The sequence below is a fragment of the Pseudomonas sp. NPDC098747 genome (genome assembly GCF_044760045.1).
Taxonomy (GTDB): Bacteria; Pseudomonadota; Gammaproteobacteria; order Pseudomonadales; family Pseudomonadaceae; genus Aquipseudomonas.
The window spans coordinates 330-9,230 of sequence record NZ_JBIWAL010000080.1; the positions used below are offsets into that span (position 1 = coordinate 330).

Here is an 8,901-nt window from a genome sequence, read left to right on the forward strand (position 1 = left end):
TGTAAATTAATTACCATAATGGCGCCATCGCCGCCACGCTGCAAAAAGGCACGCTGAAAGCTATCTACGGTACAAACTTCTACTCAATCGACGGGGCGCGCAAGGCGCCCCGCGTTCATAACGGGCGGCGTGATGCTGAACAAATACCCTCTGTGGAAATACATTCTGATCCTGGCGGTGCTGGCGGTCGGTCTGATTTATTCCGCTCCCAATCTATATCCTGATGATCCGGCCATTCAGGTCAGCGGCGCCAGCACGGCACTGCAGGTCAATCAAGCCGATCTGGATCGCGTAAGCACCGCACTGAAAGAATCCGGGATCAACGTCAAGGCTGCCACGCTGGCGGCGAACGGCAAGGGCGGTCTGATCCGTCTGACCAAGGCTGAAGATCAGCTGCCGGCCAAAGACGTTGTGCGCAAGGCATTGGGTGATGACTACGTCGTCGCACTGAACCTGGCACAGACCACTCCGCAATGGCTGCGCAATCTGGGCGCGCACCCGATGAAGCTGGGTCTGGACTTGTCCGGTGGTGTGCACTTCCTGCTGGAAGTGGACATGGATAAAGCCCTCGATGCACGCCTGAAAGTCTACGAAGGCGACGTCAAGAGCCTGCTGCGCAAAGAGAAGCTGCGTTATCGCAGTCTGCCGCAGCTCAATGGTGCCATTCAGTTGGGCTTCAGCGATGAAGATTCCCGCGAACAGGCCCGTGCGCTGATCCGCAAGAACTTCAACGATTTCGACATTGTTCCGGCCGACCTCAATGGTCAACCGGTGCTGCGTCTGGCGATGACCCCGGCCAAGCTGGCGGAAATCCGTGAATACTCCATCAAGCAGAACTTGACCACGGTACGTAACCGCGTCAATGAGCTGGGTGTTGCTGAACCGATCGTCCAGCGTCAGGGCGCCAACCGCATCGTGGTTGAGCTGCCGGGCGTGCAGGACACTGCCGAAGCCAAGCGTATCCTCGGCAAGACGGCCAACCTTGAGTTCCGTCTGGCTGCAGAGCCTGGCGCTTCGAAAGCCACTTCCGAGACTTTCGAGTTCCGTGAAGGCAACCGTCCTTCGGCGCAGATCGAGCGTGGTCTGATCATCACCGGTGACCAGGTGACCGATGCCAAGGCCGGTTTCGGCGAACAGGGCACGCCGGAAGTGAACATCCGTCTGGATGGTCATGGTGGTGAGCTGATGAGCCGCGCGACCCGCAGCAACGTCGGTCGCAGCATGGCTGTGATCTTCATCGAGCAGCGTCCGGTCACCACTTACACCAAGCAAATGGTGAATGGCGTCGAGAAAGACGTCGCGGTGCAGACGTTCAAGGAAGAGAAGAAGATCATCAGCCTGGCGACCATCCAGTCGCCACTGGGTGCTCAGTTCCGCATCACTGGCCTGAACGGTCAGGGCGAGTCGTCCGAACTGGCGCTGCTGTTGCGTGCCGGTGGTCTGGCTGCTCCGATGTACTTCGCTGAAGAGCGCACAATTGGCCCGAGCCTGGGTGCTGACAACATCACCAAAGGTATCGATGCGTCGTTGTGGGGCATGCTGTTCGTGTCGCTGTTCATCATCGCCATCTATCGCTTCTTCGGCATCATCGCCACTGTCGCTCTGTCGGTGAACATGGTGTTGCTGCTGGCGCTGATGTCGCTGCTGGGTGCAACGCTGACCCTGCCAGGTATCGCCGGTATTGTCTTGACCATGGGTATGGCGGTCGACGCCAACGTGCTGATCTTCTCGCGGATACGTGAAGAGATCGCCGCCGGCATGACTGTGCAGCGTGCAATCAACGAAGGCTTCGGCCGGGCATTCACCGCGATTCTCGACGCCAACCTGACAACTCTGTTGGTCGGCGGGATTCTCTTTGCGATGGGCACCGGCCCGGTCAAAGGTTTCGCAGTGACCATGTCCCTCGGGATCTTTACCTCGATGTTCACGGCCATCATGGTGACCCGCGCAATGGTCAACCTGATCTTCGGCGGACGTGACTTCAAGAAGTTGTGGATTTAAGGGGCTGCCATGTTACGTACAATCAACTTCATGGGCGTTCGCAACTTCGCGTTCGGCGTCACAGTATTCCTCACCCTGCTGGCTATGTTCAGTGTCGCTACCAAGGGTATGAACTGGGGTCTGGACTTCACCGGCGGTACGCTCATCGAGCTGACCTACGAGCGTCCGGCCGATGTCACCAAGGTGCGCGAGCAACTGGTGAGTTCGGGTTACAACGACGCCATCGTGCAGAGCTTCGGTGCAACCACCGATTTGTTGGTGCGGATGCCGGGTGAAGACCCGCAACTGGGCCATCAGGTAGCGGAAGCGCTGTTGAAGGTCGGCGGCGACAACCCGGCGACGGTCAAGCGTGTCGAGTTCGTCGGCCCGCAGGTGGGTGAAGAACTGCGCGACCAGGGCGGCCTCGGCATGCTGCTGGCGCTCGGCGGCATCCTGATCTACCTGGCTTTCCGCTTTCAGTGGAAATTCGCTGTCGGCGCTATCGTTTCGCTGATCCACGACGTGATCGTGACCATCGGTATCCTGTCGTTCTTCCAGATCACTTTCGATCTGACGGTACTGGCAGCGGTGCTGGCGATCATCGGTTACTCGCTGAACGACACCATCGTGGTATTCGACCGGGTTCGTGAGAACTTCCGTGTGCTGCGCAAGGCTACGCTGATCGAGAACATCAACATCTCGACCACGCAGACCCTGTTGCGCACCATGGCGACGTCGATTTCGACCTTGCTGGCAATCGCGGCACTGCTGTTCTTTGGTGGCGATAACCTGTTCGGCTTCTCCATTGCCCTGTTCATCGGTGTGCTGGCGGGTACGTACTCGTCGATCTACATCGCTAACGTGGTACTGATCTGGCTGAACCTGACCACCGAAGATCTGATTCCACCGGCCAACACCGAGACGGAAGTCGACGACCGTCCATAACGGCCATCGTTTTCCCGGTTGTCAGCCAAAAAAGGCGCGAGTTGAACTCGCGCCTTTTTTTATGCTCCAAGGCTGGGAGAAGCGCGGGCGTGTCCCGCATGTGATGGTCAGGAGGTTCATGTGAACAAGTCGTTGCTGGTTGGTGCGGTATTGGGTGCTGTCGGTGTGACTGCCGGGGGTGCTGTTGCCACCTATAGCCTGGTTAAAAGCGGCCCTGAGTATGCGCAAGTATTAGCCGTTGAACCGGTCAAAACACAGATCAAGACGCCACGTGAAGTATGCAAGGATGTAGCAGTGACCCGGCAGGCGCCGGTCAAGGATCAACATCAGATCGCCGGTACCGTGGTCGGTGCGCTGGCGGGCGGTTTGCTGGGTAATCAGATTGGCGGCGGCACCGGCAAGAAAATTGCTACGGTGGCCGGTGCGGTCGGTGGCGGTTATGCGGGCAACAAGGTGCAGGAGGGCATGCAGGAGCGTGACACCTACACGACCACGCAAACCCGCTGCAATACGGTGAATGACATCAGCGACAAGGTCGTAGGTTACGACGTACGTTATTCGCTGGATGGCAAGGAAGGCAAAGTGCGCATGGATCGTGATCCGGGCAACCAGATTCCGGTCGACAAGGAAGGCAAGCTTGTCCTCTCGCAGAATGAGCCGGCTCAGTGATTAGCTGATCGTTTGAAAAGAAGCACCCTTCGGGGTGCTTTTTTGTGCCCGAAATTTAATGCTGGGCTCCATTTCCACTGTGGGAGCGAGCTTGCTCGCGAAAGCGGTGTGTCAGCCAGCATCAATGTTGAATGTGCAGCCGCATTCGCGAGCAAGCTCGCTCCCACAGTGTTGAGTGGTGAGTTTGAAACAGGCATAAAAAAAGCACCCCGAAGGGTGCTTTTTGGGTTCCGCGAGAAGCTTAGCGCTTCAGCGAAGCCGGCAGGTGCGGCTGGATAGCCGTCAGAACTGCCTTGAAGCATTTGGTGTTACCGGCAACGATGTGGCCTTTTTCAAGGAAGTCGTGACCACCGGTGAAGTCGCTCACCAGGCCGCCAGCTTCTTGAATCAGCAGCGCGCCTGCAGCCATGTCCCACTCGGACAGACCCGATTCCCAGAACGCATCGAAACGACCGGCGGCCACGTAAGCCAGGTCCAGGCTCGCCGAACCGGCACGGCGGATGCCGGCAGTCTGGCCAACCAAGGCGCGGAACATGCCCAGGTAGTTTTCGAGGTTGTCCATCTGGTCGTCACGGAACGGGAAGCCAGTGCCCAGCAGAGCGCCGTCGAGGCTGGTGCGACCGCTGACGCGCAGGCGACGACCGTTCAGTTGAGCGCCGCGACCACGGCTGGCGGTGAATTCTTCCTGGCGAACCGGATCCAGAACCACAGCGTGTTCCAGGCGGCCGCGGTATTTGCAGGCGATGCTGACAGCGAAGTGAGGAATGCCGCGCAGGAAGTTAGTGGTGCCGTCCAGCGGATCGATGATCCACAGGTATTCTTCGCCTTCGATACCGGTACCGGCGTGCATGCCGGTCTCTTCGCCACGGATCGAGTGGTTCGGGTAAGCCTTGCGCAGCGCGTCGATGATTTTCTGCTCGGCGGCGCGGTCCACCTCGGATACATAATCCTTGGCGTCTTTTTCGTCGACCTTGATGGTATCCAGGCGCTCGATGGAGCGGAAGATCAGTTCACTGGCGCTGCGGGCGGCGCGCAGCGCGATATTCAGCATGGGCTGCATGGATGTGTCACCTAAGGTTGTTAAAGAAAGCCGCGCATTCTATCAGAACTTTTCTTCAGGAGAAGGTCGCTGTTCGCTTTCATAGCTTAACGGTAGGCTGTTCTGTAAGATTTGCACCCCTTTCCTGTGTCCGAGAGCGCCTCCCTTGCTGCAGAACATTCGTGTCGTCCTGGTCAATACCAGCCACCCCGGCAACATCGGCGGGGCCGCGCGCGCCATGAAAAACATGGGTCTGTCGCGCTTGGTGCTGGTCGAACCGCGCCTGTTTCCGCACCACGAGGCCGATGCTCGCGCCTCTGGTGCCGGTGACATCCTTGAAAACGCACAAGTCGTCGCCACCCTGGAAGATGCCTTGGTCGGTTGCAATCTGGTGCTCGGCACCAGTGCTCGTGACCGTCGCATCCCCTGGCCGCTGCTGGATCCGCGCGAGTGCGGGACCAAAGTGGTCGAGGAGGCCGGGCAGGATGCGCAGATCGCGCTGGTGTTCGGTCGTGAAGATTCCGGCCTGACCAATGACGAGCTGCAGCGATGTCACTTTCACGTGCATATTCCCTCCGATCCTGAATTCAGTTCGCTGAATCTCGGGGCGGCGGTGCAGGTGTTGAGCTATGAAGTGCGCATGGCCTGGCTGGCGTCACAAGGTCAGCCGAGCAAGATCGAGAAAGAAGAAGTGGCTTCGGTGAAAAGCGCCGAGCTGGCAACCATGGATGAGCTGGAGCGATTCTATGAGCATCTGGAGCAGACGCTGGTCGCCATCGAATTCCTCGATCCGGAAAAACCGCGGCACTTGATGGCGCGCCTGCGCCGGTTGTACGGACGCAGCTCGGTCAGCCGGGCGGAAATGAACATATTGCGTGGCATCCTCACGGAAACCCAAAAAGCGGCCCGTGGTGAACTTCTAAAGCGGAAGGACTGAATGATGTTTGAGCGTTTGCGTGAAGATATCCAGAGCGTATTCCATCGAGACCCGGCGGCGCGTAACGCTTTTGAAGTCCTGACCTGCTACCCCGGCATGCACGCAATCTGGATTCATCGATTGGCGGGCATGCTCTGGCGCAATGAGCTGAAATGGCTGGCGCGTCTGGTGTCGAACTTCGGTCGCTGGTTGACCGGGATCGAGATTCATCCGGGTGCCAAAGTCGGTCGGCGCTTTTTCATCGATCACGGTATGGGTATCGTCATTGGCGAAACCGCCGAGATTGGTGATGACGTGACCATTTATCAGGGCGTGACCCTTGGCGGCACAAGCTGGAACAAGGGCAAGCGGCACCCGACTCTGGGTGACGGCGTTGTCGTGGGCGCTGGCGCCAAGGTGCTCGGGCCGTTCACGGTCGGTGCCGGTGCCAAGGTCGGCTCCAACGCGGTGGTGACCAAAGAAGTGCCGCCGGGCGCCACTGTTGTTGGTATCCCGGGGCGAATCATCGTCAAATCCGATGAGGAGCAGGACGCCAAACGCAAGGCCATGGCCGAGAAGATCGGCTTCGATGCCTATGGTGTCAGCGAAGACATGCCCGACCCTGTTGCGCGCGCCATTGGCCAGTTGCTCGATCACCTGCAAGCAGTAGACGGGCGACTGGAGGGGATGTGCGGGGCGTTGAAGGATCTGGGCAGTAATTACTGTGCGAAAGATCTGCCTGAGCTGCGCGAAGAAGACTTCGCCTGCGTGAAGGACAAGGATCAGAGTCAGGCTAGCTAAAAGCGGCGCTGCTTTCGCGAGCAAGCTCGCTCCCACATTGAAAATGCATTTCCCTGTGGGAGCGAGCTTGCTCGCGAAGAACGCTAACGCGGTACTGCTGGCTGTACGCCGCTTGCCTTTGCTATGATTCGCGCGCTCTTTTGCGGGTAAACCTGACTAAAGTACTAGGTCTTAAAGTTGACTTAAATACTCGGGAATTGCATACTCGCCCCATCCTGAACTCCGTGGTAATTGTCCATGCGACTGACTACAAAAGGCCGATACGCCGTGACCGCCATGCTTGACCTGGCGTTGCACGCGCAGCACGGGCCGGTGTCCCTGGCCGATATCTCCGAGCGCCAAGGCATCTCCCTGTCCTATCTCGAACAGCTTTTCGCCAAGCTGCGCCGCAGTAACCTGGTTTCCAGCGTTCGCGGTCCGGGTGGTGGCTACCAGTTGTCCCGCGATATGCAGGGCATTCAGGTGGCTCAGGTGATCGACGCGGTGAACGAGTCGGTCGATGCCACCAAGTGCGGCGGGCAGGGCGATTGCCATTCCGGCGACACGTGTCTGACCCATCATCTGTGGTGCGACCTTAGCCTGCAGATTCACGAATTTCTAAGTGGTATCAGCTTGGCTGATCTTGTGACTCGCCGTGAGGTGCAAGAAGTAGCCCAGCGTCAGGACCAGCGCCGTTGCAACAGCAAGGCGCCACGCCTGGACAAGATTGAAGCGTCCGCCGTCGAATGACAGCCGTAGAGCCAGCGGCACGCCAGCCCTGATTTAGGAGATAGTCCATGAAATTGCCGATTTACCTTGATTACTCTGCGACCACCCCGGTCGATCCGCGCGTTGCGCAAAAAATGAGTGAATGCCTGCTGGTTGACGGAAACTTCGGTAACCCGGCGTCCCGTTCCCACGTGTTCGGCTGGAAAGCTGAAGAGTCCGTCGAAAACGCCCGTCGTCAGGTGGCCGATCTGGTCAACGCCGACCCGCGTGAAATCGTCTGGACGTCCGGCGCCACCGAGTCCAACAACCTGGCAATCAAGGGTGCGGCACATTTCTACGCCTCCAAAGGCAAACACCTGATCACCACCAAGATTGAGCACAAGGCTGTCCTCGACACCATGCGCCAACTGGAGCGTGAAGGTTTCGAAGTGACCTACCTCGAGCCTCAGACCGATGGTCTGGTGACTCCGGCAATGATCGAAGCTGCACTGCGCGAAGACACCATTCTGGTGTCGGCAATGCACGTGAACAACGAAATCGGCACCATCAACGACATCGAAGCCATCGGCGAGATGCTGCGTGCCAAAGGCATCCTGTTCCACGTCGACGCTGCTCAGTCCACCGGCAAGGTCGACATCGACCTGTCGAAGCTGAAAGTCGACATGATGTCGTTCTCCGCCCACAAGACTTATGGCCCTAAAGGCATCGGCGCGCTGTACGTGAGCCGCAAACCGCGTGTGCGCATCGAAGCGACCATGCACGGCGGCGGTCACGAGCGCGGCATGCGTTCCGGTACTTTGGCGACTCACCAGATCGTCGGCATGGGCGAAGCGTTCCGTGTGGCCAAGGAAGACATGGCTGCCGAAAACGTTCGGATCAAAGCCCTGAGCGACCGTTTCTACAAACAGGTCGAGCATCTGGAAGAGCTGTACGTCAACGGCAGCCTGACTGCCCGCGTACCGCACAACCTGAACCTGAGCTTCAACTACGTTGAAGGCGAGTCGCTGATCATGGCACTCAAGGATCTGGCGGTTTCGTCCGGTTCGGCGTGTACCTCGGCATCGCTTGAGCCTTCGTACGTACTGCGCGCCCTGGGCCGCAACGACGAACTGGCACACAGCTCGATCCGCTTCACCTTCGGCCGCTTCACCACCGAAGAAGAAATCGACTACGCCGCGCAGAAAGTCTGCGAGGCCGTTACCAAGCTGCGCACTCTGTCGCCGCTGTGGGACATGTACAAAGACGGCGTCGATATCTCGAAAATCGAGTGGGCGGCACACTAAATATAGAAGCCGCCGGATACAGATCCTGTAGCGACGCGGCGACTGACGCAGCGCAGCTACAGGGCCTCAAGAGCGGCCCTGATGAGTGAGGATTGAGAATCATGGCTTACAGCGAAAAGGTCATCGACCACTACGAAAACCCGCGTAACGTCGGCAAGATGAATGCCGAAGACCCGGATGTCGGCACTGGCATGGTCGGCGCACCGGCGTGCGGCGACGTGATGCGTCTGCAGATCAAGGTCAACGATCAGGGCATCATCGAAGATGCCAAGTTCAAGACCTACGGCTGCGGTTCGGCAATCGCTTCCAGCTCCCTCGCCACCGAGTGGATGAAGGGCAAGACCCTGGACGAAGCGGAAACCATCAAGAACACCCAGCTGGCCGAAGAACTGGCCCTGCCGCCAGTGAAAATTCACTGCTCGGTACTCGCTGAAGACGCTATCAAAGCGGCTGTTCGCGATTACAAGCAGAAGAAAGGCTTGATCTGACTTTCAGGATTTGGCGACGAGTAAGGAGTCACCGATGTCTATCAGCATGACAGAAGCGTCTGCTCGAAAAGA

The 8,901-nt window shown here is 58.4% G+C and carries 9 protein-coding genes; 8 read left to right on the plus strand and 1 reads right to left on the minus strand.

Features of this window, described 5'->3' with window-relative positions; translation table 11 throughout:
• The first annotated feature begins 132 nt into the window (after positions 1-132).
• From secD to ACIQVE_RS27245, 3 genes are all read left to right on the plus strand, one after another.
• Positions 133-2,001 carry a protein translocase subunit SecD gene (secD, locus tag ACIQVE_RS27235; protein ID WP_402814554.1) on the plus strand — a complete coding sequence of 623 codons (1,869 nt, stop codon included), beginning with the start codon at positions 133-135 and terminating at the stop codon, positions 1,999-2,001.
• A gap of 9 nt (positions 2,002-2,010) precedes the next feature.
• Positions 2,011-2,925: a protein translocase subunit SecF gene (gene secF / locus ACIQVE_RS27240; protein ID WP_402814557.1), complete on the plus strand. Its 915-nt coding sequence runs from the start codon at positions 2,011-2,013 to the stop codon at positions 2,923-2,925.
• 120 nt (positions 2,926-3,045) lie between these two features.
• Positions 3,046-3,594, plus strand: a complete 549-nt coding sequence (locus ACIQVE_RS27245) for a glycine zipper 2TM domain-containing protein (RefSeq protein ID WP_282375251.1) — start codon at positions 3,046-3,048, stop codon at positions 3,592-3,594.
• Between the two features lie 241 nt (positions 3,595-3,835).
• On the opposite strand, the gene suhB is transcribed toward ACIQVE_RS27245, so the two are convergent.
• Positions 3,836-4,654 (minus strand): inositol-phosphate phosphatase, encoded by an 819-nt coding sequence (suhB, locus tag ACIQVE_RS27250; RefSeq protein ID WP_008084666.1) that lies wholly within the window; start codon positions 4,652-4,654, stop codon positions 3,836-3,838.
• Between the two features lie 145 nt (positions 4,655-4,799).
• On the opposite strand from suhB, the gene trmJ reads away from it, so the two are divergent.
• From trmJ to iscU, 5 genes are all read left to right on the plus strand, one after another.
• Positions 4,800-5,570, plus strand: coding sequence for a tRNA (cytosine(32)/uridine(32)-2'-O)-methyltransferase TrmJ (trmJ, locus tag ACIQVE_RS27255; protein ID WP_210700214.1), 771 nt, complete (start codon positions 4,800-4,802; stop codon positions 5,568-5,570).
• Between the two features lie 3 nt (positions 5,571-5,573).
• The gene (cysE, locus tag ACIQVE_RS27260; protein ID WP_026000547.1) at positions 5,574-6,350 is read left to right on the plus strand and encodes a serine O-acetyltransferase; all 777 of its coding nucleotides are present in this window, start codon (positions 5,574-5,576) and stop codon (positions 6,348-6,350) included.
• Positions 6,351-6,587: 237 nt separating this feature from the next.
• On the plus strand, positions 6,588-7,079 hold the full coding sequence (gene iscR, locus ACIQVE_RS27265; RefSeq protein ID WP_150592710.1) for a Fe-S cluster assembly transcriptional regulator IscR: 492 nt from the start codon (positions 6,588-6,590) through the stop codon (positions 7,077-7,079).
• Between the two features lie 47 nt (positions 7,080-7,126).
• The gene (locus ACIQVE_RS27270) at positions 7,127-8,341 is read left to right on the plus strand and encodes an IscS subfamily cysteine desulfurase (RefSeq protein WP_047303011.1); all 1,215 of its coding nucleotides are present in this window, start codon (positions 7,127-7,129) and stop codon (positions 8,339-8,341) included.
• A 101-nt stretch (positions 8,342-8,442) separates the two neighbouring features.
• Positions 8,443-8,829: a Fe-S cluster assembly scaffold IscU gene (iscU, locus tag ACIQVE_RS27275; RefSeq protein ID WP_042560931.1), complete on the plus strand. Its 387-nt coding sequence runs from the start codon at positions 8,443-8,445 to the stop codon at positions 8,827-8,829.
• Positions 8,830-8,901: the final 72 nt, after the last annotated feature.